The following is a 24,954-nucleotide window of genomic DNA, read 5'->3' as shown; positions in this document are numbered from 1 at the left end:
CGGGACAGACCGATGACCATCGACGTCCGGTCAAGCACCGGCACCCTTGCCGCCTTGCTCTCGGGAATCCTTGCGGCCGTGGCGCTGACTAGCCCAGCCCGCATGAGATGGCTTGTTACCGAGCCGCAGTCGAAGATCGACCAATGGATCAGCAGCCAATCCACCAGCGTCGTGGTCGGCGCCATCGTCGCGGTGGCTGCCTGCGCGTATCTCCAGCACCGCGGTTCTCGCAGGCGTGCGTGGGCGTTTGTGTGTGTAGGCGTTGTCGTGCTGATTCTGATCAGATACCTCGTACCCGAAGAACTTGGTCTTGATCTGCTGAGCGTTTTAGGTTTTGCCAAAACCATTGCAGCAGGAATCATCCTAGGTGGCGCGGTCGCCGCCTCGTGGGACAACCGCATCGGACGCAACCTACTGATCGTGGGCGTGGTGTCGACGTGGTTGGCCGCGCAATCGTCCACCGGAGATTTGATACCCACCAGCACGTCGTCCATCGGTGAACCCGCCTGGGCACTTCTGGTGCTGACGCTGATCTGCGCAGTAGCGTGCGCCATCACGGTTGACCCCGAATCTCGGCCAGGTGAAGGCGAACCGGGCGTTGCCGCAGCCGCTCTGGCAGTTGTCACCGGCCTCGCCGTCACCCAACGGATTCTGAGTTCGGTCGTCGACCGGCAAGAGGACCCGTCGACGTATTCGGGTTGGGTGGTCATGGTTGCGTCCACCGTCGCCGTCCTCACCCTGACCTGGTTCTGTACGAGGAAACTCGACGCCGCATCAGACAGCGGCGGATTCCTCTGGGCTGCAACCGCTCTTGTGGCCGCCGCCACGACGGTGTTCGCCGATCTGACCGACCGCTTCTTTCTCGACGGCGACCGAACTTCACCGTTGGTGATCACTGCCCTCGCGATCATCGCAGTTGTCTTCGGGTTGACGCGTTCTCGACACGGAGATCGCAGGATCGTGGGTCTTGCGCTCCTGGCTTCGATCCCGTTGTCGGAGTTAATCTTCAGCGGCGATCACGAACTGGCTCTGTTGCTCCGGATCGTCGCGCTAGGCGTGGGATCGGGATTACTGTTCGGATCCGTTTTGCCCTCGAATCCCGTCATCGGGGCGCTGGGGTTGACCATTCCTTTCACTGCCCTGATCTTCATGTCGATCGGGCAGCACGAGATCGAGACAGTGTCATCAACCTACGTCCAGCCCGACGCCCCATCGACTTACCTCGAGCGCAACTCTGAACTGCGCGGCTACATCGACGCGAGCGAGCCCGGCGCAGCGTATCGGGCGGAAGCCTCGACGATTGCCTACGCATACGAGGAGCCACCTCGTTCCGTCGGTACCGCGCTTCTGATGTGTGTAGTTGTCGTCGCCACCGGTATCGCGCTGCGCCGCCGAAACCCCGTTGACACACCGTCACCGGACTGAGACCTGCTATTGCGGTGCAACTGGTACCGGATTGACTATTTTGGAGCAGTGCCCATCGCCCGCAGGACGCTGCTCGTCGCACTGAGTGGTGTGACGGCATTCGTCGTCACCGTCGTCGCTTTGGCGCCCTTCGTCAACAGCCAGTCGACGTCGATTTCGACGGGCGACCGATTCTGGTCGATATCGACCATCGGTGCCGGCGTTCTGGCTGTCGTCGCGGTCGGGACAGCCGCGATGATGGCCCGTTGCCGGTTACGGACCGCTGCCATGACGGCATTCGGTGGACTCCTCCTCGAACTGCCCGGACTCTACGATCACAACTTCGAGGCACTCTCGCCCGTCGGTGCGGGAGTCGCCGTCGGCGCGGTCACGGTTGCTGCCGCTCCACGGGTCCGAGCCGCTTCGGTCGCGGGAACGATTGTTGCCGTGCATGTCTCGGATTCACTCCTGGACGAGGACGCAATTCCTCGGCGGTACGCGGATTACATCGCCGACAACACCAACCAGTTTCAACCACCAGTGCTGGCGGCAACACTGATCGCACTGGCGTTGACCGCCGCGTGTGTCGCCGCGTTCTGGTTCCACGATTTCGACAAGGACCACACCAAGGAACGGATGGCCGTTCGGCCGGTGACGATCGCGGCGGTGCTCACCCTCTTCGGCGTCGCGGCAAATTGGTGGTTCGAGATCACCACCGTCACGGCGGCGGTGCCCCTGCTACTCGTCGCGTTAGTGATCACGGTGATCTGCGCGCGAGTGTTGGGCGACGGCAGTCGGATACTGCTGATGTGTACCGCTGCCGTCGCAACTCTGGCGGCGGTCTCGGCGAACCGTCCCGCAACCGAGGCTATGGAGTGGTCGAAAACCCCGGCCTCGACCGCCGTCGTGATCGGAGTCGTCATCGCCGCCGCGGCAGTAATCGGCGCGATCGCTCCCTCGCGGGTCGTCGGCTACGGATTGCTACTGACGGTGACGGTCGCCGGGATCGTCAGCTACGCCACGTCGCCGTCGCCGAAGATCGGTGACGTTCTCACGATCAGCGATCTTCTTGTCGCCTTCACTGCAGCGATCGTCACGTACGCGATCGCCAGCGCGATGTACCGAGAGCCACCGCGGACCGGAGCGTCACGAGCCCTCGTCGGACTCGGTGTCATCTTCGGCCCGACGGCGCTGGCCCTCCTCGTCTATCCGCAGTTCGACTACGGATGGACGGCGTACACGCCGCTGGACGAGAACAAGCCCTTCAATGGCATCACGACGGTAGGCCCGTTCGAGATCTCGACCGACATCCTGATACTCGACGCCGTGGCGCTGATCATCGTGGCGGTCTGCGCCTATGCGAGTCTGCGCTTGGGCCGGATCAGTCGATCCGTTCCTCCGCCGATCAGTCGATCAGATCCATCGACGTCAGGCGATGGAACACTTTGAGCGATCCCGGCGCCACCTCGTCCATCGCTGCGTACTCGGCGAGCGTGAAGTAGCGGAACTCGGCGATCTCGCTGGTCGGGCGCGGGTCTCCGGCCATCTCCGCCAGATAGCAACTCATGTGCAGGCCTGTGTCCGCGGAATGTCCGAAAGCGTGAGCCTCGAAGACATCGAGAAACGTGACCGTCCCGTCGACCAGATCGACGTCGAGTTCCTCCCGAATTTCGCGGTGCAGTGCCTGCTCGGGCGTCTCACCCGGGTCGATCTTTCCGCCGGCCATGTAGAACGCGGTCTTGCCCACGGAGCGGGTCTGGATCAGCTTGCGGTCACGAATGTGCGCGAGGGCAGCGGTACGGATGATCGTGGTGGGAGTCGACGAATTCACGTCGTCCAACCTACGTGTATCCGCGAGTGCCGAAGATGTCCGAATCGACTCGCTGCACATCGAAACTGCCACGCCCGGTAATATGTACGCAAAGACAACCTCTCCGACTAGGTGAATTGTCTCGTTAATCCGATAGGTTCGATTTTGTTCGGACACCCCGCCGCCCGCTGACAACACGACGGAGTGCCTTTTGCTCGCTATCTTGCTTGCCCATGCCGTTGCCGCCCTCTTGGCTCCGCTTGTGGTGCGCAGGTTAGGGCGAAACGGCTTCTTCCCCCTCGCGATAGTCCCCCTCGCCAGCCTCGGCTGGGTCATCGACAAATGGGGCACCGTCGAGACGCTGCACATCACCTGGGTTCCCGGCCTGTCGATGGACATCGACTTCAGGTTCGACGCGCTCTCGGCCATCATGGCCGTGCTCGTCCTAGGCGTCGGCACGCTCATCCTGGTCTACTGCGCCCGCTATTTCAACGACGACGAACCTCGACTCGGCATCTTCGCCGCCGAGATGGTCGCCTTTGCCGGCGCCATGTTCGGGCTCGTGACCAGCGACAACATGCTGCTGCTCTACGTGTTCTGGGAACTGACGACGGTCCTGTCGTTCCTGCTGGTCGGTCACTACGCCGAGCGCGCCACCAGTCGCCGCGCCGCAACCCAAGCACTGCTCGTCACCACCGCCGGTGGTCTGGCGATGTTGGTCGGCATGATCATCCTCGGTCAGGTCGGCGGCAGCTACAACCTGTCCGAACTGGTCGCGAACCCCCCGACGGGTTGGCTCCCGTCCGTCGCGATCGTCCTGATCCTGATCGGTGCGCTCTCCAAATCGGCAATCGTGCCCCTGCACTTCTGGCTGCCCGGTGCGATGGCCGCGCCCACCCCTGTCAGCGGTTATCTTCACGCTGCCGCGATGGTCAAGGCCGGTATCTACCTCGTCGCGCGCCTGGCTCCCGGATACGCCGATTCGCCGCCATGGCGCATCACCATCATCAGTTTGGGTCTGCTGTCGATGATCCTCGCCGGTTGGCGAGCCATGCGCGCGTACGACCTCAAACTGGTCCTTGCCTTCGGAACCGTCAGTCAACTCGGCTTCATGATGGTCCTTGTCGGCATCGGCACGCGTGACGCTGCCCTGGCCGGCATGACGATGGTCGTGGCGCATGCGATGTTCAAGGCCGCACTCTTCATGGTCGTGGGCATCATCGATCACACCACCGGCACCCGTGACCTGCGCAAACTTGCTCACCTGGGTAAAGCTGCACCCGCTCTCGCAATCATCGCGAGCCTCGCTGCCGCCAGCATGGCCGGTCTACCACCGCTACTCGGCTTCGTCGGCAAGGAAGCCGCACTCGAATCGGTGCTCGAAACGAACGCGCTCGGCCACTGGTCGTCCATCGCCGTCGTGACGGTGATCGTGTTGGGCTCGATCCTGACCGTCGGCTACAGCATTCGGTTCATCTGGGGTGCCTTCGGACGCAAGACCCTGGGCAAGCCGAGCCCGGCCGTGAGCAAGATGCACAAGCCGGGTTGGCTGTTCCTGTTCGCGCCCGGCCTACTCGCGGTTCTCGGTCTGGCCGCCGGCATTCTCTCGCCCCAACTCGAGAAGCTGCTGACGCCGTACTCCACCACTCTGGCCCCGGGGCCGCACGCCGACTACCACCTCGCGCTGTGGCACGGATTCAACACTCCGCTGCTGCTCACCAGCATCGTCATCGCCGGCGGTGTCGCGCTCTACATCGCGCAGCGTCAGATCAGCCGCCTGCACTTCGAGCACCCGCCGCTCGGCAACGCCGACCGTATCTACGACGCGACCCTGCGCGGCATGGACACCATCTCGATGCGCCTGACCGGCGCCACTCAGCGTGGTTCGCTCCCCCGCACGCAGTCGACGATCCTCGCGACGCTGGTCGTCGTTCCACTGTTCTTGCTGATCATCGACACCAAGGGCGGCGGAGTCGACCTTCGGATGTGGGATTCGCCCATCCAGTTCACTATCGCGCTGATGATGATCTCGGCCGCCATCGCCGCGACGCTGATGCGCAACCGCCTCGCCAGCGTCATCCTGGTCGGACTCACCGGCTACGGCTGCGGTGTGTTGTTCGCGCTGCACGGTGCTCCAGACCTGGCTCTGACCCAGTTCCTCGTCGAAACACTGACGCTGGTGATCTTCGTACTCGTACTCCGAAAGTTCCCCGCCGAAGTCGACGAGAGCAAGGCGATCGGCTTCAAGTGGCCGCGTGCCGCACTCGCCGTCGCCGTCGGAATCACCGTCACCACCATCGCGGCATTCGCCACCAACGCCCGGAACACTCGTCCGATCTACGAACTGCTTCCCGACGCGGCCTACGACCTGGGCAACGGCAAGAACGTCGTCAACGTCCTACTCGTCGACATCCGCGCATGGGACACCCTCGGTGAGATCTCGGTGCTGCTGGTCGCGGCAACCGGCGTCGCCAGCCTCGTGTTCCGCAACCGCCGCTTCGGTATCGCGCCGCGCGTCGCCGACGCTCCCTCCGTCATCGTCGACAAGGCGGCCGCCAACTCTGACACGACGTGGTTGCGCGGCGGAGACCTGATCGATCCGCGCCACCGTTCGCTGGTTCTGGAGGTCACCACGAGGCTGATCTTCCCGACCATCATGGTGTTGTCGATCTACTTCTTCTTCTCCGGCCACAATGCTCCCGGCGGCGGTTTCGCCGGCGGCCTGACGGCGGGCCTGGCGCTGGTACTTCGTTACCTCGCCGGTGGCCGCTACGAACTCGGTGAAGCTGTACCCATCGACGCGGGCAAGATTCTCGGCCTCGGTTTGGCGCTAGCCGCGGGCACCGCCCTGGTGTCGCTGTTCCTCGGCGCCCCGGCGCTCTCGTCCGCCGTCTTCGAGTTCACCCTCCCGCTCATCGGCCACGTCAAACTGGTCACCGCTCTGTTCTTCGACCTGGGCGTCTACCTCATCGTGGTCGGTCTGGTCCTGGACGTACTCCGAAGTCTCGGCGCCCGCCTCGACGCAGAAATCGAGGTGAAAGCACCATGAGCGCAAACATCGGAATGCTGATCCTGATCGGCGTCCTCACGTCGGCCGGTGTCTACCTGCTGATCGAACGAAGCATCACCCGGATGCTGCTCGGCTTGCTCCTGTTCGGCAACGCCATCAACCTCTTGATCCTGACCGTCGGTGGATCGGACGGGAATCCGCCCATCGTCGGCCGAGATTCGGTCCACGAGGAGATAGCGGATCCGCTCGCCCAGGGCATGATCCTGACGGCCATCGTGATCACGATGGGTATCGCCGGCTTCGTTCTGGCACTGGCGTACCGGTCATTCAAGATCAACACCGCCGACGCCGTCGAGGACGATCCCGAGGACACCAAGATCCTCAAGCGTCGCCTGCCCGCCGACGCTCCCGACCACGACCGCTCCGACGACCCGCTCACCGGTGCCCCGAGCATCGGCGGCGACGCATTCGACAAGGACGGCAACCCAATTCCCCTCGAACAACTGGTCAACCTCGAGGACATCGAATGCTACGACGACCTCCACGACGGCGACTTCGAGGACGAACCGGTACCCGACTGGGCCACCGACCTTGCCCGTAAGAAGGAATCCGAGAAGCGGCGCAAAGACGCTCGCCAGACCAAGATCGAGGGAGGTGGAGGCGCATGACCATCTCGGACAACCTGATGGGAGCCCTTGCGCCCCTGCCCGTCCTGATCCCGATGTTGGCCGCAGCCGCGACGCTGGTAGTCGGCCGACGTCCGCGCTTCCAGCGTGTGATCACCCTGATCGCGCTCGTCGGAGTCGTCGCGGTGTCGGGCCTGCTTCTCTACCTCGCCGACCGCGACGGTACGACGGCTGTTCAGGTCGGCGGCTGGGATTCACCCATCGGTATCACGCTCGTGGTGGACCGTCTCTCGGCGATGATGCTCGTGGTCTCGTCGGTGGTGTTGCTCGCCGTCATGATCTACGCGATCGGTCAGGGTATTCGCGACGGCAGCGAGGCCCAGCCGGTCTCGATCTTCCTGCCGACCTATCTGGCATTGACTGCCGGTATCTCCAACGCGTTCCTCGCCGGTGACCTCTTCAACCTGTACGTCGGTTTCGAGGTCCTGCTCGCCGCGAGTTTCGTGCTCCTGACGCTCGGTGCCAGCGCCGACCGCGTCCGGGCCGGCATCTCGTACGTGATGGTCTCGATGGTGTCTTCATTGATCTTCCTGGCGGGCATCGCCTTCGCCTACGCTGCGACCGGCACCCTCAACATGGCCGACATGGCCCTGCGCTTCGACGACATTCCGCCAGGAACACGAACCGCCATCTTCGGTGTCCTCCTCGTGGCATTCGGCATCAAGGCTGCGGTTTTCCCGCTGTCGGCGTGGCTCCCGGACTCGTATCCGACCGCGCCCGCACCGATCACCGCCGTCTTCGCGGGGTTGCTCACCAAGGTCGGTGTGTACGCGATCATCCGGGCGCACTCGCTGCTGTTCCCGCAAGGAGAACTCGACAACGTACTGATGGTGTGTGGCCTGCTGACGATGGTGGTCGGCATCATGGGTGCCATCGCGCAGAGCGACATCAAACGTCTGCTCTCGTTCACCCTGGTCAGCCATATCGGTTACATGATCTTCGGTATCGCGTTGTCCACGACGTCCGGACTGTCCGGCGCGATCTACTACGTCGCCCACCACATCATCGTGCAGACGACGCTCTTCCTCGTCGTCGGTCTGATCGAACGACAAGCCGGGTCGTCGTCACTGCGCCGTCTCGGTGGTCTCGCGGCGGCCAGCCCGATCCTCGCGATCGTCTTCCTGATCCCGGCCCTGAACCTCGGTGGTATCCCACCGTTCTCGGGCTTCATCGGCAAGGTCGCACTCCTGCAAGCCGGGGCGTCCGACGCCAGCGCGCTGGCGTGGATCCTCGTCGCCGGCGGCACGATCACCAGCTTGCTGACGCTCTACGCGGTCGCCCGCGTGTGGACCAAGGCATTCTGGCGAGCCCGCGCCGACGCGCCTGAAGGTGACCTCGCCGACGTCAGCCCGTCAGCGTTGATCGACGAATCCGAGGAGGACATCGCGTTCGTCGACCGCGAGGACGTCGGCAAGATTCCGATCTTCATGCTGATTCCGACGGTCGGGCTCGTCATCGTCGGACTGGGGCTGACGGTGTTCGCGGGCCGGATCATCGACATCAGCGACCGAGCGGCGAAGGATCTGCAAGACCGGTCCATCTACATCGACGCGGTTCTCGGCAACCACCGACCCGTTCCGGTCGACGAAGCTCCCGTCGCTGCAGACGACCCTGCTGTAGCTCCCAGTACCGATGCCCCGAACACCGAGGAGGCTCCGCGATGAAACGCGAACAGGTACTTCGCGTCGGGATCCTGCTGTGGCTGATGGTCGTGTGGATCCTGTTGTGGGGCAACATCAGTTTCGGAAACATCTTCGGCGGACTCGCCGTCGGCCTGATCATCATGGTCCTGCTTCCCCTCCCCCGCGTACCGGTCGAGGGCCGGGTGCATCTGCTGTCGATCCTGCGTCTGTTGTGGATGATCGTGTACTACGCGATCCAGTCGAGTATCCAGGTCGCTTGGCTGGCGATCCGTCCGTCGCCGCCGCCGGTCACCGGGGTTCTGCGGTACCAGCTCGGGATCAAGTCGGACCTGGTTCTCACGCTGTGCATCGACGTTCTGAACCTGATCCCGGGCACGATGGTTCTCGAGATCGACCAGAACCGGCGCATCGTCTACGTCCACGTGCTCGACGTCGGCTCGCAGAAAGCCGTCAGCGCGTTCTACCGCTCTGTGGAGGACCTCGAGCGGTTGTTCATCGCGTCGTTCGAACGTGATTCGGACTGGCGGCCCAGCCCGTGGCACCAGCGCGACTACGAATTCGATGCACCCCGGCAGGAGGACCAACCATGAACGGGTTCATCACCACGATCCTGATCATTTCGGGAGTGATTCTCCTGATCGCCGCAGTATTGACCACGTTCCGATTGCTCGACGGGCCGAGCTCACTCGACCGCCTCGTCGCCCTGGACACGATCATTGCGGTCTCGATGTGTGGGCTCGCGGTCTGGGCCGCGTACAGCGAAGACACGACCATCGTTCCCGCGATCGTCGCGCTGGCACTGGTCGGCTTCATCGGTTCGGTGTCCGTCGCGCGCTTCCGGGTGAGTGACCAGTGATCGGCAACATCCTCGACACGATCGGGGCAATCTCCATCTTCCTGGGCGCGCTGCTCGCGCTGACCGCGGCGGTGGGAATCGTTCGCTTCCCCGACACCCTGCGTCGTATGCACGCGGCCACCAAGCCTCAGGTGGTCGGGCTCATCCTTGTTCTGATGGGTGCCGTGTTCCTGCTTCGTGGGAGCGTCGACATCTGGATGCTGGTACTGGTCGGCATCTTCACGTTGCTGACCGCGCCCGTCATCGCACACAGCGTCGGCCGCGTCGCCTACCGCGAACAGCGCGAGGAGGACGACCTCATGAAGATCAACGAACTGGAAGACCCGGACTCTCTCCGGTAGCGGCATCCCACTCACCGTCGCGCTCGCCCCACACTGCAAGAGCGGTGCCGGGGCGGGCGAAGAAGGTGCCGAAGTACGCCACCGACATGAGAACCAGAACAGCCAGCAGCAGCGGACCGAAGATCGCCGGGTACTCGGCCATCTGCACCGAAGCGAATCGGTACGAGAGCAACAACCCCGCGAGCAGTGCCGAGCCACCGATCAACAGACGCACTCGGAACCAACCCCAACCGCGCTCCGGATCCCGCAGCGCGGCATCGAGGGTCAAGCACAGAACCGCACCGGCAATGAGGTCGACGCCGTAGTGGAATCCGAAACCGAGCGTCGCCGTCAGGGTCGCGACGAGCCAGAACGATCCCAGGCTGCGAATCCACCACGGGCCGCTGCGCGAGTGGATGAACAACGCGACTGCCCACGCGGTGTGCAGGCTCGGCATGCAGTTTCGTGGCGCGGCGTCGTCGAACGGCAGCGACGACGGTGACGCGAAGTCGAAGTTGGGCACGATGTTCGGCCAGTAGTCGCCGATCTGGAATCCGAAACCACGCGGACCGAAGGCGAACACCGGACCGACCACCGGGAACAGGACGTAGAAGATCGGGCCGATCAACCCGATGAGCAGGAACGTACGCAGCAGGTGATGCGACGGCCACCCCTTGCGTACTTGATAGAGAGCAACCACGATCACCGCGACGGGTAGTTCGACGTAGATCCAGTCGAGCGCTGCGGCGCCGACGGGGCCCATGGCGTCGACGATCTGGCCCATCACCCACGACGGGTTCCCGAGAGCCTGGTCTGCGAGGAAGACGTACTCGTCCCACACATCGGTGCCGACGAGAATGGTGATCTCCAGCCACGTCTCGGCAACCTTGGCCGCGATGATGAGCAACGCGCCCAGCGCAACGCCGTGCAGAACGCTGAGTCGACGCTCACCGGTCAACTTCCACACCGCGTACACCGCGATGGCCGTCAGCACCCAGGTGCCGCCGGTGCCCATCGTCAGCGGTCCACCGGAGAACCAGCGGATCGTGCCGACGACCACGTCGATCACGACCGCCGCGGATACCGCGTAGATGCGTTCTTTGTTGTTCAGTCCGACCAGTGCGAGAGCGAGGCCCACCCAGGGCATCGTCGCGGAGCGGGGAACGAGGAAGTAGTCACCGAACAGGCTTTCCACCGGGCCGAGATAGCCCTTGTGCGACGCGAACGCCTGCACGCCCAGGACCAGCACGGTCAATGCTGCTGTGCCGATCAGAAGGCCTCGATGAGAACTCGACCACGAACGATCCGATTGTCCGGGCGCGTCCCCTCGTTGGGACCAACTGTCTATCAACACCGGACAATAGTAAACGGCGTGTGAACCGAATATGGACACCCACTGGACAAACGGTTGGTATGCCCGGATTTCCAGCGCGCGAAACAGCCCTTTGAGCGTTGAGCCTGCTAGGTGCCCAACTCCGCGACCAGGGCGTCGACGACCGCAACCAGATCGCCGCCGGTCGCTTCCGCAACACGGCGTTGGCGCTGGTAAGACGCGCCACGACGGGGAATGTCCGCTACCGACGCCAACTCGTCCGCGCACCCGAGTGAGACCGCAATCGGCGCCAGGTCGTCGAGCAAGCGATCCAGATCGTCAGTGACGAGGCACTCGTTCGAGTCGGAGTCGAGGATGATCTCGGCGTCCAGTCCGTATCTCGCTGCGCGCCACTTGTTTTCCTTGACGTGCCACGGCTGCATGTTCGGCAGAGTCTCACCGGCGGTCAGTCTTCGGTCCAGGTCGACGATGAGGCAGTGGACCAGAGCAACGAGTGCGCCGAGTTCTGCGCGCGTCGAGACGCCGTCGAACACCCGGACCTCGATGGTTCCCCACTTCGGTGCGGGACGGATGTCCCAGTGCATGCCACCGATCTTGGTGATCACACCGGTCTTCATCTGGTCGTCGATGAACGACTCGTATTCGGCCCAGTTCTCGAATTGGTACGGAAGGCCCGCGGTGGGCAGTTGCTGGAACATCAACGCGCGATTTGACGCGTATCCGGTATCCACACCGGCCCACATCGGCGAGGACGCCGACAGTGCCAGCAGGTGCGGATAGCGCTGCAGCAGTGCATTGATGATGGGGAACACGCGGTCCGCGGACGAGACACCCACGTGAACGTGCACGCCCCAGATCAGCATCTGCCGACCCCACCACTGCGTGCGTTCGATGAGTTCGTCGTAGTCGGGCGTCCGCGTGACCAACTGCGTCGACCATTGCGCGAACGGATGTGTGCCCGCGCTGATGAGGTCGACGCCGAGCGGATTCGCCGCGCGACGCAGCAGATCCAGTGACCTGTCGAGATCACTCATCGCCTCGCCGACCGTCGAGTGAATACCCGTGACGAGTTCGACGGTATTTCGCAGTAGCTCCTTGGTGATGTGCGGGGTCTCGGAGCCGGCAAGCTCTTCGACCGCCGAAAACACCTCGGCTGCTGTATTGGAGAGGTCTCTGGTCTTGCGATCAACCAGCGCGATCTCCCACTCCACGCCCAGCGTCGGGCGCGGCGAACCTGGAAATGGAACTACCACGCAGAGAATCCAATCACAGTGTCGGTAAAAACACCGTGCTGGCTACTGCGTGGTAGTCGCCGGAAGTGATGCAAAACTCAAGTGAGTTGTCAGCTCTTGGCGATGACACCGCAAGCAACGCGTCCGCCTGCGTCACCGGTGTCGAGTGTCTGCTGATCCGGTGCCGGCGCGTAGCGCGTCGGGATGTTGCCGAAGTTGTCCGCACCGGCATGGATCATGACGGAAGTTCCACCGTTCGCGACCAGTTCGTCGACGGTGAATGCATCGGTCGTGGTGACCAGCGTGGCGGTGCCGTCTTCGAGGACCTGGACCGAAGTGAGGTCACCGCTGGCCGGATGGCCCGTGTGGCCCTCGGCCTGGAAGTGTCCGCCTGCCGAGAGGAAGTTACCCGGCTCTCCGCCGCTCGGAGCTACGGAATTGGTCTCGCACTTGGCAACCTGGTGAACGTGGAATCCGTGGAATCCGGGGGTCAGGCCTTTGGCGTCGAGGGTGACCTTGACGTCGCTACCTTCCTGGGCGAAAGTGACCGTTCCGACCTTGGCGCCGTCGGTGCCGTTCAGTGTCGCGGTGACCGTCTCGGCAGAACCGCCGGCGTGAGCCGTCTCGGAACCGTGGCCGCCCGCGCTTTCGTGCGCGCTGGGATCGGCTGCACCGGTCCACACCGGAGGAGTCGTGCCGGGGACGCTGCTGGGCTCTTCGCTGTTACTGCAAGCGGTCAAGCCGAAAGCGGCAATCGCGACTACAGGGGCAACGACGCGCCAGGACATACGCCGGGTGCTGCTGGGGGCCATCGAACCGCTCCTTTGAGGTGGCGAGAAAGTGCTTCTGATCATAACGGCGTGTGTAGTAGCTGGAACCGACGGGTCAGTTCCACCTTCACGACCGGTCAGTTGGAGGTCACGATCACGATCACGCCAGGTGACGCGTTCGCGATGCCGGCGAATCGAGGTTCTGCGGTGACTCCGAGTTCAGCTGCGATCTTCTGCGCCGCTGCCTTCTCCGCCGCGGACGATCCGTAGTACACCGTCGTCGTACTGACGGTGCCCTCGCTGTAGTTACCCGTCTCCTCGACGTTCCAACCTGCTGCCGTCAACTCCTCGGCAGTGCCTGCTGCCAGGCCGGAGACGGTGCTGTTATTGAGAACTCGAACGCTGACATTCGACGTGTCGGTGCCGCTCGCGGAGCTGGAAGTCGTGGTCGTCGCAGTTCCCGAGGGTCGCGACGTGGTGGTGGTATTGCCCGAAGCGGGTTGCGTCGTCGCTGCCGGCTTGGAGGTGGCAGGGGCCGCAGCGGGAGCACTCGTCGTGGCAGGCGCCGATGATTCGGTCTGCTCTGCTGCGGTGTTCTCGTCCCCCGATCCACCGTCACCCGATCCACCGAGAGAGGCTGCTCCGAGACCGATGAACACGATCGCCAGAGCGATCAACACCATGGCGATTGCGCGAAGCGGAGGTCCGGACGGCTGCTCTTTCGGGGTACTCACGATGTCGACCTTATCGCCAGTACGTGGACAGTCCGCTCATATGTACGCGTGATTCAGGTGACCTCGAAGCCGAGGCGCCGAGCGGCCCTGGCCTTCTGACGGCTGGCACGCAGACGACGCAGGCGCTTGACCAGCATGGGATCAGCCGCCAAGGATTCGGGGCGATCGACCAAGGCATTGAGAACCTGGTAGTAGCGGGTTGCCGACATGTCGAACAACTCCTTGATGGCCTCTTCCTTCGCGCCGGCGTACTTCCACCACTGGCGCTCGAAAGAGAGGATGTCGTGTTCCCGGCGGGTGAGGCCGTCTTCGCCGACCTCGTGCATGCCAGCTGTATCTACTACCGAATCGTCGGCGCCAGTGCCTTCGGACTGGTTCCGACTACGCGCGGTTGCGCCGTCCATGTCACTCCTCGACTGCTGTGCTCGGCGTCAGCGAAACTCGTATGCCCGGTGTTCTTGTTCCGACCGAATTCTCGCGGCCGTGAGTTTCCCGGTCCCCTGGCCCGAAGGTAACTCACAATTTCCCCCGCGGCCCACGTTCCGACCGAGCAACGAATTACATCGCTGTTCTTCAGCAACCATTGAACCATGATCGAGTGTGCGGGCCGTGATAACTACGCGGGCGCGCCGCACTATCCTTGTCCGCATGGCTATCCTCCCCATCCGAATCGTCGGCGACCCGGTACTGCACAAAGCGACAGAGCCGGTCACTCAGTCCCCGGCCGAGATCGCCGAACTGATCGCAGACATGTACGAGACGATGGACGCCGCCAACGGCGTCGGTCTGGCGGCCAATCAGGTCGGTGTTTCACTCCGAGTCTTCGTCTACGACTGCCCCGGTGACGACCGCACCAGCGAGCGTCGACGCGGTGTCGTCGTCAATCCAGTACTCGAGACCTCCGAAATCCCCCAGACGATGCCCGATCCGGACGAAGACTTCGAGGGTTGCCTTTCCGTCCCCGGCGAGCAGTTCCCGACGGGCCGCGCCGATTGGGCGAAGGTCACCGGCACCGACGCCGACGGCAACCCGATCGAGGTCGAGGGCACCGGATTCTTCGCACGGATGCTCCAGCACGAGACGGGCCATCTCGACGGCTTCCTCTACACGGACGTGCTGATCGGGCGCAACGCGCGCGCCGCCAAGAAAATCATCAAGCGTTCCGGTTGGGGCAAGCCCGGTCTGACGTGGACGCCGGGCACCGTCGACGATCCGTTCGGTCACGACGACGACGATTACGAAGACTGAGAATTCTGCTCTGAACGGCAACATTTCGATCGGTAGCCGGGTGGTCCTGCGATACAAGCTCCCACCCGGCTACTCGCATCCCATGACCGACGTCATCGGCATCCTCGAGGGCGCCGATCCCATCGCCGTCCGCGCCGGCGACGGTCGTCTGGTCCAAGTCTCCGTCGATCAGGTGATTGCACTCAAGACGCTCTCGGCCCGTCCGATTCGCATCGGCGAGATTCGAAACCTCGAAACAGCGGCCGCGGCGGCATGGCCGGGGGTCGAGCAGGCCTGGATCGACGGTTGGTTGCTACGCGCCGGTCACGGGTTCACGGGTCGCGCCAATTCGGCTTTGCCACTCGGTGGTTCGGGGACGGTGGCAGGCTTCGACGCGAGCACTCTCGAACGGATACGCCAGTGGTTCGGTGACCGCGATCTGCCCACCCTGCTGCTCCTCCCCGATCGGCTCGGCACCGCGCCGGACGGGTGGACCTGTGAGAAGGAAACCATCGTGATGGCGGCCGATCTGGGCAACGTCACGCTGCCGGCAGGCCCACCGGTCACCTCTTTCTCCGACCGCCCCGACCACAACTGGTTGTCGATGTACGACGCCAACGCCGATCCCACACACGTCGAGGCGGTCCTCACCGCCGTGGTGGGCAGCGCAACGTTCGCCGCGATCGGAAACACCGATACGACGCTCGCCATCGGGCGCGCAGCGCTCACCGAAGCGCCCGACCACAAGCGCTGGATCGGGCTCACCGGTATTCACGTCGACCCCGAACACCGTCGTCACGGAATCGGGTCGCTGATCTGCGGGGATCTACTCTCCTGGGGTCGCGAGAACGGTGCGACGCACGCGTACCTCCAGGTTTCGGCCGGGAACTCCGCGGCGATCGCGCTGTACGAGCGGCTCGGGTTCGTCGAACACCACCGCTACCGATACGCCACCGATCCTGTCGGCGGCTGACGCTAGGCTTGCCCTCGTGCGCATCGCTACTTGGAACGTCAACTCCGTCCGTGCCCGTACCGACCGGATCATCGACTGGCTCGGTCGATCCGACGTCGACGTCCTGGCAATGCAGGAAACCAAGTGCAAGGACGAGCAGTTTCCGTACGAACGCTTCAAGGAGATCGGCTACGAGGTCGCCCATGTCGGGTTGAGCCAGTGGAACGGTGTCGCGATCGCTTCCCGCGTCGGCTTGGAAGACGTGCAGATCGGCTTCGAGGATCAGCCCGGGTTCGACAAGGATCCCGAGGCCGATCCGGTCCGCGAGGCACGCGCGATCGGTGCGACCTGCGGCGGTGTGCGGGTGTGGAGCCTGTACGTCCCCAACGGCCGTGATCTCGAAGACCCGCATTACGCCTACAAGCTGGATTGGCTGGCCAAGCTGCGCGACGACGCGGAGGGCTGGCTCAAGCAGGATCCCGAGGCGCAGATCGCCTTGGTCGGCGACTGGAACGTCGCTCCCACGGACGACGACGTGTGGGATCCCGCATTCTTCGAGGGCAAGACCCATACGTCGGAGCCGGAGCGAGCGGCCTTCACGGCGTTCACCGAATCCGGGTTCGCGGACGTCGTCCGCCCGTACACCCCCGGCCCCGGTGTGTACACATACTGGGACTACACGCAGCTTCGCTTCCCGAAGAAGCAGGGCATGCGAATCGACTTCATCCTCGGTTCACCGGCATTCGCAGCGCGCGTCGAGGCGGCCGAGATCGACCGGAACGAGCGAAAAGGCAAGGGCGCCAGCGATCACGCTCCGGTGATCGTGAATCTCGGGTAATCGTAAATCTCGGAGCGTGATCGTCTGTTCGTAGTTGCCGGCGGTCAGTCCTCGACGAGCAGTTCCAGGTACTCGGGATGCTCGCCGAGGTACCGCTGAACGTAGGTGCACACGGGACGTACCGACCACTCACGGTCACGGGCACAGTCCATCGCGAACTGCACGAGTACCGCTGCCAGCCCCTGCCCGCCGTACTCTTCCTTGACGACGGTGTGCATGTACGCGACCACGTCGCCGGCTTCGGCTCCGCTGCCCAGAATCTCGTCCTCGTCGCGATAACCGAGGATGCCAACCAACTCGTCGCCGGAGAGCAGTTCGAATCGTTCGTGCGACGGATTGTCCACGAGCGTCACTTCCGGTGAGGTTCCGGCTTTCGAGTTTTCGATGTCGTTCATAGCGGCGACCTCCACGGCACGATGTGCACCTGCGCGATCGGCGACAGCTGCGTTCGCACGCTCTCCATAACTGTGATCCATGCCACTCATAGAATCAGCTACCGACGACGCTGTCCCGGATTCGACTAATTTTTGCACCGGAAGCGACCGGATCGCAATCGCCGTTCGCGCGGTCGTTCGTACCGTCGTTCGTGCAATGGATGGACCGAGCTGCCGTTTCCCCAGGTCCGATCGGTAGGCTCGTCGTCGTGAAGCTGCTGCCCCTGACCCCCGCCGGACAGACCCCGATTCGGGCATTGACCATCGCCGGAACCGATTCCGGCGGTGGAGCCGGTATCCAAGCCGATTCCCGCACGATGGCGATGTGTGGAGTGCACGCCTGCGTGGCCGTCGCCGCCGTGACGGTCCAGAATTCGGTGGGTGTCAGCGGTTTCCACGAGATTCCGCCGGAGATCGTCGCCGACCAGGTACGCGTCGTGGTCTCGGACATCGGTATCGGCGCAGCGAAGACAGGAATGCTGGCGTCGACGACGATCATCGAAGCGGTAGCCGCAGTCGCCGCCGAGGTGGGGATCGGGCGCGACCGACCGATCCCGCTCGTGGTCGACCCGGTGTGCGCGTCGATGCACGGTGATCCGCTGCTGCACGAAGAAGCGCTCGACGCGGTCCGCAACACCTTGATTCCGGCTGCCACGGTGGTCACTCCGAACCTCGACGAGGTTCGGTTGATCACCGGCATCGAGGTCGTCGACGACAAGAGCGCCCGCCAGGCGGCAGAAGCGCTGCACGCGCTCGGCGCTCAGTGGTCCATCGTCAAGGGCGGTCACCTTCGAACGTCTGAGTTGTCCACCGACCTGCTGTTCGACGGCGACCGCTTCCTCGAATTCAGCAGTGCCCGGATCGACACCGGCAATGATCACGGTGGTGGTGACACATTGGCTGCTGCGATAACTTGCGCTCTCGCACACGGCTATTCCGTTCCGGACGCAGTGGCATTCGGCAAGGAGTGGGTGACCAAATGCCTCGAGGCGTCGTACGACCTGGGCGCCGGCCACGGTCCGGTGTCCCCGCTCTGGCGGCTCCAGGTCTAGCACTCGGGGTCTAGTGCGCTAGTTCCGTCGTACGCGCCAGATTCCCAGATCGACGGGAACTCCGTTGGGCGTGGTCGCGAAAAACCCTCGCCGCCATGGCCGAATCGTGAGATCGAGATCCTCCAGGGTGCCGGCTTCGAGTTCCTCGAGAGTTGTCGCCGACATCATGACGTTGCCGTCGCCGCCCAAGCCCATCATCCGGGCGGCAATGGTTACGTCGACACCGAGCCAGTCGTCGCCGATCTGACGCGGAGTTCCCGTGTGAAGGCCGACGCGCATGCGTGGGGTATATCCGTCGAGGTCGACTCCCGCGAGCGCGTCCTGTGCGTTGAACACCGCTTTCAAGGCCGCATCCGGGCGAATGAACACCGCCATCAGGCCGTCGCCCATCCGTTTGACGACGTGTCCACCGTTGTCGGTGATCGGGGTTTCCACGGCCTGCGCCACTGCGCGCAGAAGTGTCAGCGTGGCGCCGTCACCGGCTTCGAGCGACCACGTGGAGAACCCGACCAGATCGGTGAAGACGATGGTCAGTTCTTGATCCCCGCGGCCGCGGCCCATCTTTTCCAGCGCTGCCTGCCATACCTGCAGTGCTCCGAGGCTCACTTCGCGAGTGGCTGCCGGCTTCTGATCGAGCAATCTGTCAGCGACGCGGGCCACGGCGCGGGCACCGCCGGGGCCGGCGAGCGAGAGCGGATCCCCGAACCCGGGATCGCCGGGTAATACCCGCCTGAGCCGCCTTAGCGCGTCGATGAGCTGCTGTCGACGGTTCAGTTCTGCCGCAGAATTCAAGACGACGTCGACGACGCCTCGAACCGAGGAGGAAGAAGCACCTGTCGTGTCGGTGCTCTCCGGGGACAGATCAGCCATAACTCAAGCGTAACTCAGAGTTACAGACAGTGTGCTGCCGCGGTTCTCGCACAGTGGCCTCCTGGTCGCTCGCGCAATCGATCAGTCAATCATTCGGTCAGTCGATCACTCGGTCAGTCGATCACTCGGTTCTGGCCTGTGTCCGGGCATCGCCTACGGGCACTCCGTTGGGCCCGCTCAAGTCCTGGGAATACGTCGCAACTCCGAAGGCTACTGCAGAAGCATTGACGGCGAGCGCTTCGCGATCGATGTTCGCAAGGTTGTCCTGGGCACTGTGGTAATTCGGGTCGAAGGTCTCCTCCGCTTCTCCGCCCCACTTCTCGGCCTGAGCCGGCGTCTTGCGTTCGTCGGCGCCGCTGAACACTCCACCCGCCGGGATTCCGATCTCGATGAACGGGCCGTAGTCGGAGCGCCCGTCGAAGTCCGTTCCGTCCGCCGCAATTCCTCGCCCGGCGAGAAAATCGACGAAAGTGCGCTCGATGCCCGCCGACCCCTCGGGCCCGGACCCCTCCCCCACGGCATCCGAGTTGTCGCCGTCGTAAGCCAGGTACCCGGCGTTGGGCGAACCGAGCATGTCGAAATTCAGGTACAGGGCGATGTCGGCCCGATCCTGATCGCTCAGGCCCTCGACGTAGCGAGTGGAGCCGACCAATCCCACTTCTTCCGCTCCCCAGAATGCGAAGCGCACGGCATTTTCGATGCTCGGTGAGCCTCCCATCTGCAACGCGGTTTCCAGTACGGCGGCGGTACCGGTTCCGTTGTCGTTGATTCCGGGACCTTCCGGCACGCTGTCGAGGTGGGCGCCCACGACAACCACGTTGTCGGTCGCGCCGGTCTTGGTCTGTGCAATCACGTTGCGCGACTTCGTCGTTTCCGTCGACGTGTCGAGAATCAGCGTGAGGTCTCCGGGCGCTGCCGCAAGAGCCTCTCCCGACGCCTTACTCACCCCGCCCGTCGGGATGCGGGCGTCTTCGGGTTCACCCAAGGTAGCCCCGCCCAGCATTGCGTCTTCGTTGTTCGCAACCAGCAACGCTGCCGCGCCGCGGTCTGCGGCGATCTTCTGCTTGTCGCCGAACGGGCACACTCCGCGGGTGACCAGCACGATGGCACCGTTCACGTCGCGGCCGTCGTAGTCGGTGGCCTCGCAACCGGGGGTCTCGTCGGCGGGAATCGCCACCAGACGCGCCGTGATTCCTGTCGGTCCCGTGGACGTGGAATACGTCAACGCCCGCACCGGAACATCCGAGCCGTCAGCGGCTTTCAGGGATTCGGTCCCGGGATCGAAGGAGCTGAAGTCGAATTCCGGGGTGCTGACCTCGAAACCCTTGTCTTCGAGCAGGTTTGCCACGTAGTCGACGCTGGCGTCGTAACCGGGGGTTCCGGCCGATCGATTGCCGTCGTTGTTAGCGGCGATCTTCTCGAGTTGCTCCAGATGCCCGGTCACGGCGTCGACCGTGACGGTCTCGGAGAATGCAACCGGGTCTGTCGGGACGGCCGCTTCACTTCCCGACGAGCATCCACTCACCACGAGCGCTCCAGCCATTCCGACCACAACCACACCGAAGAGTCTCATCTTCGGAGGATATCGGCCGAAGCACAGGAAAGGGACCCAGTACGAATGGTTTTTCGTACTGGGTCCCCTACTCTGCTGTCACTCCTGGTTCTCGGTAGGTCTCCCGACAACACCTACCGAGGGAGCGACAAGATCAGGCGTCGCGACGATTCACGATGACAATACTTACTCCGAAAATCACCAGAACGAAGGCCGCGAAGTAAATCAGGCTGCCCCAGGGTCCCCAGTGGAAATCAAGGCTTCCGCCGCCGGGGCTGAGGAAGTGGTTTGCATTCGCGAACGGCAGGAACGGAGTGATCTTCTCGCCGACACTGCCGAACAGTCCGAACAGGCTCTCGATGAGCAGCGGCCAGAGCAGGAGCAACGCAATAGCGCCGGCCGACTGACGGATGATCGATCCGACGCCGACAGCGAGGATCACGCACAGGAAGGCGTAAACCGGGATGCCGTAGATCGCACGCCAGTCATCGCCGGTCGACAGGGTCAGACCCGTGCTGGCCTCGGAACCGGCCATGGCCTTGGCCACCGCGTAGGACCCGAAAGCGAGGACAAACGTCAGCACCGCACCGAAGGCACCGATGAGACCGGCCTTGGCGATCAGAACCGAGGCACGGTTCGGAACTGCCTGGAAGGTGGTGCGGATGGTCCCGAAGCGGTACTCACTGGTGACCGCGAGGGCCGCCATGATCATGAGAACCATGATTCCGAAACCCGAGATCCCGGCTGTGGCGACGGCGGTGTCGAGGTCGGGTGCACCCTGGACGTCCGAAGACGTCAGAGCCGACTTGGCAACGGCGCCCATGATGGCTGCGAAGCCGAGCGCGAGCACAACGATGATGACCGAGCACCACAGCGGCGACTTGGTCGTGGTGATCTTGATACGTTCAGCACTGAGAACAGCCATTACAGTGCACCTCCCATAGCCTGCTGTGTGTTTGCGTGGTGGGCTCCGGCACCCGGATCGACACCGGACGCGTGGTACTGGACATCGTCTCCGGTCAACTTCATGAACGCATCCTCGAGCGACCCCTGCTGAGACGCCAACTCGTACAACATGATTCCCTGCGAACCGGCCAAACCACCGATCACATCGGTCGTCGAATCAACGACCACCAACGCCGGCGCAACACCGGAACCGTCCTCACGCACCGTCAGCCCCTGCGAGAGCAACACACTGCGCAACGCATCGAGCTGTGGGCTGCGCACGCGCACCGTCGACTCCGACGAACGATCCACGAACTCCGCCACCGTCGAATCCGAAATCAACCGACCCCGACCGATCACCACCAACTGCTCCGCCGTCAACGCCATCTCCGACAGGAGGTGACTCGACACGAGCACGGTGCGGCCCTCGGCCGCCAACCGCTGCATGAACTTACGAATCCAGACGATACCCTCCGGATCGAGACCGTTGACCGGCTCGTCGAACAACAACACCTTCGGATCACCCAACAACGCACCCGCCAACCCCAGACGCTGCGACATACCCAACGAGAACCCGCCGGCCTTCTTGCCCGCCACCTCGGACAACCCGACCAACCCGAGCACCTCGTCGACCCGGGACTTCGGAATCCCGTTCGAAGCAGCCATCCACTGCAGATGCGCCCGCGCACTGCGATTGGGATGCACCCACTTCGCATCCAACAACGCCCCCACCGTCCGCAACGGTGTCTTCAGCTCCCGGTACGGCTTGCCGTCGATCAACGCCGCACCCGACGTCGGCTGATCCAAACCCAGGATCATCCGCATCGTCGTCGACTTGCCGGCACCGTTCGGGCCCAGAAAGCCCGTCACGATGCCCGGCTTGACCGTGAACGACAAATCGTCCACCGCTTTCGTCGGTCCGTAAACCTTGGTCAATCCCCTCAGTTCAATCATGAGGAGAACTTTGCCCTACGGGCTAAGACCAGCACATCGGCCACAGGTCTAGTTCCGAGTGGTACTCAGGTAGGACACAAAGCGGGGCAATCCGGGCATAACCCTGAGAAACACCCGGAAATGGTCCGTCAGGACGATGCTTGGGCCCAGAACCGCTTGGGAATCCGGCCGGCATGACGCGCCTCGAAACCGGCTACCACTGCGTGCCGCATCGCCGACGCCATCAGTGCGGGATTCTTGGCGCGCGTCACCGCTGTCGCAAGTAGGACTGCGTCGCAGCCCAACTCCATGGCAAGGGTGGCGTCACTGGCCGTTCCGATTCCGGCGTCGAGGATGACGGGCACGCCGGCCCGCTCGACGATCATCTCGATGTTGTGCGGATTCGCGATACCAAGCCCAGTGCCGATAGGTGAACCGAGCGGCATGACTGCCGCGCAGCCGACCTCTTCGAGGCGAAGCGCCAGAACCGGATCGTCCGTGGTGTACGGCAGGACGGTGAAACCGTCGTCCACCAATTGTTCTGCGGCGGAGACTAGTTCGATCGCATCGGGCAGCAGTGTCCGCTCGTCGGCGATGACTTCGAGTTTCACCCAGTTCGTCTCGAGTGCTTCCCGTGCCAGCTGCGCCGTCAGCACTGCTTCAGCGGCGCCGCGACAACCGGCGGTATTCGGGAGCGGCTCGATTCCGAGGCGTCGAAGCAGGTCCAGAACACCGGTGCCGCCGGCCGCGTCGACTCGCCGCATCGCGACGGTGGTCAGTTCGGTGCCCGAGGCCACCAGAGCTTCTTCGAGCACCGCGAGGTTGGCGGCGCCGCCCGTCCCGGTGATGAGCCTGGAACCGAAACTACGGCCCGCAATGGTGAGAAGATCCTGCTCAGCCACCCTGCACCGCCGTGAGGATCTCGATTTCCCAACCACGTCCGACGGATTCGTCCCAACGACCGCGCGGAAACAGTGCACCGTCGACGGCGACGGCGATGCCCTTGCTGGGCAAATCGAGGTGCGTCAGTAGTTCGGTCACCGTGACTGCTCGATCGAACTCGAGGTCTTCGCCGTTGACGGTGATCCCGATCGGGACCTGCTCACTCATGAATTTTCCTTAGCTGCTGCGAACCGCTCGGGTTCGGTTCCTTTTACCTCGACCAAAGATGTGCCGTTCAACAACGCGAGCGTCGCATCGGCGGTGACGGGCGTCAGTAGAACGCCGTTGCGGCCGTGTCCGGTGGAGACGACAACACGATCGGACACGCGCCCGATCAACGGCAGGTTGTCCGGCGTCATCGGACGTAGGCCTGCCGCGCATTCGTAGAGTTCGTATTCGCCGATCGCGGGCATCAGCGCCTCGGCGTCGTTGATCAGGTCCCGCACTCCCGCCATGGTGACCTGTGTGTCTTCACCGGACTCGTATTGTGTTGCGCCGACGACGATTCCGTCGCCGCGCGGGACGAGATACGCGGGTCGTCCGTGGACGCTTCCGCGGATTGTGCGGCTGGGCGCCGGGGTGACTCCAGGTCTGCTGCGCAGGCGAAGGATCTCACCCTTGACCGGCCGCACCTGCAGTCCGGGCCACAGCTTGGGTGACGCGATGCCGGCGGTGAGCACTATCTGATCGGTATCGAGTTCGGCAAGGTCGTTGACAGCACGCGCGATCAATTCGACGCCGGATTCCGCACAGGCCTTCTGCAACGCCTCCAGCAGAAGTCTGTTGTCGACGGCAGACTCACCGACAGCCATGAGTCCCGACCGGATGCCGCGGCCGAGCATCGGTTCGAGTTCACGGATGCGTGCGCGACCGAGGATTTCGAGTTCATGGCCCTGCGAGCTCACCCATTCGGCGATGGTCTGCAGGTCTTGCGCGTCGGCAGCATCGAGAGCGACCGTCAGCGAGCTGTCCGCAGTGAAGACCGAGGGCCCGAAGTTTCCGAGCTCTTCACCGAACGCCGGCCACCGCTCCAGGGAGGCCGCGCCGACGGCCAACGCTGTTTCCTCACCCGGCCAGCCTTCGGACAGTGGGGCAAGCATTCCGCCCGCCACCCACGAAGCCCCTGATCCGATGGACGGGTCGTACAACCGAACGGCCCAACCGTCGCGGGCTGCGCGCCACGCTATTGCGAGACCGATGACACCGCCGCCGACCACCGACACCGTACGAGCGTGTGTATTCACGAAACTCCACCTCCACTTCCTGCGCCGGCATGATCCGGGTCAGGTCTGACGGTCGGGATCTGGTCGCGATCCCCTCTCAGCCCTACGAACCTCGTAGTCACGACAAAAAGTGACGACGACGTTTCAGGACTCCCGTGTCGAACCTTGCTCCCTAGAGGCTACCGTTT

26 protein-coding genes and 1 riboswitch are annotated in these 24,954 nt (G+C 63.6%); of the genes, 12 read left to right on the top strand and 14 right to left on the bottom strand.

The genetic code is table 11. The features are described from left to right. The first annotated feature begins 12 nt into the window (after positions 1–12). Both ACSW29_RS08850 and ACSW29_RS08845 read left to right on the top strand, forming a co-directional pair. Positions 13–1,425, top strand: coding sequence for a hypothetical protein (locus tag ACSW29_RS08850; RefSeq protein ID WP_448277070.1), 1,413 nt, complete (start codon positions 13–15; stop codon positions 1,423–1,425). Positions 1,426–1,473: 48 nt separating this feature from the next. Beyond that, positions 1,474–2,853, top strand: a complete 1,380-nt coding sequence (locus tag ACSW29_RS08845) for a hypothetical protein (RefSeq protein ID WP_448277069.1) — start codon at positions 1,474–1,476, stop codon at positions 2,851–2,853. Here ACSW29_RS08845 and ACSW29_RS08840 read toward each other — a convergent pair. Further along, positions 2,810–3,235: an NUDIX hydrolase gene (locus ACSW29_RS08840; protein WP_448277068.1), complete on the bottom strand. Its 426-nt coding sequence runs from the start codon at positions 3,233–3,235 to the stop codon at positions 2,810–2,812. The genes ACSW29_RS08845 and ACSW29_RS08840 overlap by 44 nt on opposite strands. 190 nt (positions 3,236–3,425) lie before the next feature. Here ACSW29_RS08840 and ACSW29_RS08835 point away from each other — a divergent pair, with 190 nt between their 5' ends. From ACSW29_RS08835 to mnhG, 6 genes are read left to right on the top strand one after another with little or no spacing between them, the layout of a single operon-like run. Further along, positions 3,426–6,263, top strand: coding sequence for a Na+/H+ antiporter subunit A (locus tag ACSW29_RS08835; RefSeq protein WP_317825026.1), 2,838 nt, complete (start codon positions 3,426–3,428; stop codon positions 6,261–6,263). Continuing rightward, positions 6,260–6,892: a Na(+)/H(+) antiporter subunit C gene (locus ACSW29_RS08830; protein ID WP_230816834.1), complete on the top strand. Its 633-nt coding sequence runs from the start codon at positions 6,260–6,262 to the stop codon at positions 6,890–6,892. The genes ACSW29_RS08835 and ACSW29_RS08830 overlap by 4 nt, the downstream gene beginning before the upstream one ends. Beyond that, entirely contained in the window at positions 6,889–8,574 is a 1,686-nt protein-coding gene (locus ACSW29_RS08825; RefSeq protein ID WP_230816833.1) for a Na+/H+ antiporter subunit D, read from the top strand. The genes ACSW29_RS08830 and ACSW29_RS08825 overlap by 4 nt, the downstream gene beginning before the upstream one ends. Then, the gene (locus ACSW29_RS08820; protein ID WP_230816832.1) at positions 8,571–9,143 is read left to right on the top strand and encodes a Na+/H+ antiporter subunit E; all 573 of its coding nucleotides are present in this window, start codon (positions 8,571–8,573) and stop codon (positions 9,141–9,143) included. The genes ACSW29_RS08825 and ACSW29_RS08820 overlap by 4 nt, the downstream gene beginning before the upstream one ends. Next, positions 9,140–9,409 (top strand): monovalent cation/H+ antiporter complex subunit F, encoded by a 270-nt coding sequence (locus ACSW29_RS08815; RefSeq protein ID WP_269068655.1) that lies wholly within the window; start codon positions 9,140–9,142, stop codon positions 9,407–9,409. Before ACSW29_RS08820 ends, ACSW29_RS08815 begins: the two co-directional genes overlap by 4 nt. Then, positions 9,406–9,750 carry a monovalent cation/H(+) antiporter subunit G gene (gene mnhG / locus ACSW29_RS08810; RefSeq protein WP_058038511.1) on the top strand — a complete coding sequence of 115 codons (345 nt, stop codon included), beginning with the start codon at positions 9,406–9,408 and terminating at the stop codon, positions 9,748–9,750. The genes ACSW29_RS08815 and mnhG overlap by 4 nt, the downstream gene beginning before the upstream one ends. Here the strand turns inward: mnhG and ACSW29_RS08805 are convergent. The 5 genes from ACSW29_RS08805 to ACSW29_RS08785 form a co-directional block, all read right to left on the bottom strand. Beyond that, a complete protein-coding gene (locus ACSW29_RS08805; RefSeq protein ID WP_317825023.1) occupies positions 9,716–11,083 on the bottom strand; it encodes a phosphatase PAP2 family protein in 1,368 nt (455 codons plus the stop codon). The genes mnhG and ACSW29_RS08805 overlap by 35 nt on opposite strands. A gap of 107 nt (positions 11,084–11,190) precedes the next feature. Next, the gene (locus tag ACSW29_RS08800; protein ID WP_230816830.1) at positions 11,191–12,315 is read right to left on the bottom strand and encodes a glutamate--cysteine ligase; all 1,125 of its coding nucleotides are present in this window, start codon (positions 12,313–12,315) and stop codon (positions 11,191–11,193) included. Positions 12,316–12,404: 89 nt separating this feature from the next. Next, positions 12,405–13,106, bottom strand: a complete 702-nt coding sequence (gene sodC, locus ACSW29_RS08795; RefSeq protein ID WP_448277067.1) for a superoxide dismutase[Cu-Zn] — start codon at positions 13,104–13,106, stop codon at positions 12,405–12,407. A gap of 95 nt (positions 13,107–13,201) precedes the next feature. Beyond that, positions 13,202–13,798 carry a LytR C-terminal domain-containing protein gene (locus ACSW29_RS08790; RefSeq protein ID WP_230816828.1) on the bottom strand — a complete coding sequence of 199 codons (597 nt, stop codon included), beginning with the start codon at positions 13,796–13,798 and terminating at the stop codon, positions 13,202–13,204. A 53-nt stretch (positions 13,799–13,851) separates the two neighbouring features. Next, positions 13,852–14,202: a DUF3263 domain-containing protein gene (locus ACSW29_RS08785; protein WP_007730120.1), complete on the bottom strand. Its 351-nt coding sequence runs from the start codon at positions 14,200–14,202 to the stop codon at positions 13,852–13,854. A 244-nt stretch (positions 14,203–14,446) separates the two neighbouring features. Between ACSW29_RS08785 and ACSW29_RS08780 the strand changes: the two genes are divergently transcribed. From ACSW29_RS08780 to ACSW29_RS08770, 3 genes are read left to right on the top strand one after another with little or no spacing between them, the layout of a single operon-like run. Next, complete coding sequence (locus ACSW29_RS08780; RefSeq protein WP_230816827.1) at positions 14,447–15,046, top strand: peptide deformylase; 600 nt, start codon at positions 14,447–14,449, stop codon at positions 15,044–15,046. 10 nt (positions 15,047–15,056) lie between these two features. Next, positions 15,057–15,998 (top strand): N-acetylglutamate synthase, CG3035 family, encoded by a 942-nt coding sequence (locus tag ACSW29_RS08775; RefSeq protein WP_448277421.1) that lies wholly within the window; start codon positions 15,057–15,059, stop codon positions 15,996–15,998. Positions 15,999–16,014: 16 nt separating this feature from the next. After that, positions 16,015–16,815: an exodeoxyribonuclease III gene (locus tag ACSW29_RS08770; RefSeq protein ID WP_347871529.1), complete on the top strand. Its 801-nt coding sequence runs from the start codon at positions 16,015–16,017 to the stop codon at positions 16,813–16,815. Positions 16,816–16,859: 44 nt separating this feature from the next. Here the strand turns inward: ACSW29_RS08770 and ACSW29_RS08765 are convergent, their stop codons facing one another. Next, positions 16,860–17,210, bottom strand: coding sequence for a GNAT family N-acetyltransferase (locus ACSW29_RS08765; protein ID WP_230816824.1), 351 nt, complete (start codon positions 17,208–17,210; stop codon positions 16,860–16,862). Positions 17,211–17,458: 248 nt separating this feature from the next. On the opposite strand from ACSW29_RS08765, the gene thiD reads away from it, so the two are divergent. Continuing rightward, positions 17,459–18,301 (top strand): bifunctional hydroxymethylpyrimidine kinase/phosphomethylpyrimidine kinase, encoded by an 843-nt coding sequence (gene thiD, locus ACSW29_RS08760; protein WP_347871530.1) that lies wholly within the window; start codon positions 17,459–17,461, stop codon positions 18,299–18,301. An 18-nt stretch (positions 18,302–18,319) separates the two neighbouring features. Here the strand turns inward: thiD and ACSW29_RS08755 are convergent, their stop codons facing one another. The 7 genes from ACSW29_RS08755 to thiO all read right to left on the bottom strand — a co-directional run bounded on the left by ACSW29_RS08755 (position 18,320) and on the right by thiO (position 24,787). After that, positions 18,320–19,171 (bottom strand): adenylate/guanylate cyclase domain-containing protein, encoded by an 852-nt coding sequence (locus ACSW29_RS08755; RefSeq protein ID WP_347871531.1) that lies wholly within the window; start codon positions 19,169–19,171, stop codon positions 18,320–18,322. Positions 19,172–19,292: 121 nt separating this feature from the next. Continuing rightward, positions 19,293–20,744 carry a M28 family metallopeptidase gene (locus ACSW29_RS08750; RefSeq protein ID WP_448277066.1) on the bottom strand — a complete coding sequence of 484 codons (1,452 nt, stop codon included), beginning with the start codon at positions 20,742–20,744 and terminating at the stop codon, positions 19,293–19,295. A gap of 133 nt (positions 20,745–20,877) precedes the next feature. Beyond that, positions 20,878–21,648 carry an ABC transporter permease gene (locus ACSW29_RS08745; protein ID WP_347871532.1) on the bottom strand — a complete coding sequence of 257 codons (771 nt, stop codon included), beginning with the start codon at positions 21,646–21,648 and terminating at the stop codon, positions 20,878–20,880. Further along, the gene (locus ACSW29_RS08740) at positions 21,648–22,622 is read right to left on the bottom strand and encodes an ABC transporter ATP-binding protein (protein ID WP_448277065.1); all 975 of its coding nucleotides are present in this window, start codon (positions 22,620–22,622) and stop codon (positions 21,648–21,650) included. The genes ACSW29_RS08745 and ACSW29_RS08740 overlap by 1 nt, the downstream gene beginning before the upstream one ends. A 128-nt stretch (positions 22,623–22,750) precedes the next feature. After that, a complete protein-coding gene (gene thiG, locus ACSW29_RS08735; RefSeq protein ID WP_007726857.1) occupies positions 22,751–23,503 on the bottom strand; it encodes a thiazole synthase in 753 nt (250 codons plus the stop codon). Continuing rightward, entirely contained in the window at positions 23,496–23,711 is a 216-nt protein-coding gene (gene thiS / locus ACSW29_RS08730) for a sulfur carrier protein ThiS (RefSeq protein ID WP_347871533.1), read from the bottom strand. The genes thiG and thiS overlap by 8 nt, the downstream gene beginning before the upstream one ends. Continuing rightward, positions 23,708–24,787: a glycine oxidase ThiO gene (thiO, locus tag ACSW29_RS08725; protein WP_448277064.1), complete on the bottom strand. Its 1,080-nt coding sequence runs from the start codon at positions 24,785–24,787 to the stop codon at positions 23,708–23,710. Before thiO ends, thiS begins: the two co-directional genes overlap by 4 nt. Continuing rightward, a riboswitch (TPP riboswitch) is annotated at positions 24,787–24,933 on the bottom strand. Its footprint overlaps the gene before it by 1 nt. Positions 24,934–24,954: the final 21 nt, after the last annotated feature.

It is taken from the genome of Rhodococcus sp. GB-02, from assembly GCF_053470465.1.
The sequence above is the reverse complement of the archived record's forward strand: the minus strand, read 5'-3'. Positions and strand labels throughout refer to the sequence as shown.